General features: G+C 25.7%; 1 pseudogene. It reads left to right on the top strand.

Annotated elements, in window-relative coordinates:
• A pseudogene (locus ELQ12_RS09925) lies at nt 1-296 on the top strand (hypothetical protein); the annotation flags it as partial.
• Nucleotides 297-404: the final 108 nt, after the last annotated feature.

The following is a 404-nucleotide window of genomic DNA, read 5'->3' as shown; positions in this document are numbered from 1 at the left end:
AAACTATTTTTGTTAGAGCTTACTTAAATAATGAGGAGAAATTTTTCTTCGATGAGACAATTAAATGGGCATATTGTGTAAAAAAAGAAGAGGAATTAGAATGCAATCAATCTAAAATTAAGATTTTAGAAAATCTTCAAGGAAATGATATAACCTTTAATACTTCTATGCTTTCACAAAATGATAGGAATATACTTTATAATATGAATGAAAAATATCAATTAATCTTATTTGCCTATTTTAACACGCCTGCATTTAAAACAACACAAGGAATAACGCATTTAGTGTTAAAATGACTAAAGATTTAAATTATGCAAAAAAAGCCATTGAACTTACCCTCTCAAATATAAAAGACAAAGAACAAATTTATTTAAAAGCCCAAAAGGATTATGATGAATTAGTCC

Origin of the sequence: Campylobacter sp. US25a (genome assembly GCF_004379075.1) — a bacterium.
Taxonomy (GTDB): Bacteria; Campylobacterota; Campylobacteria; order Campylobacterales; family Campylobacteraceae; genus Campylobacter_D; species Campylobacter_D jejuni.
This window is presented reverse-complemented; position numbering and strand designations above follow the sequence as displayed.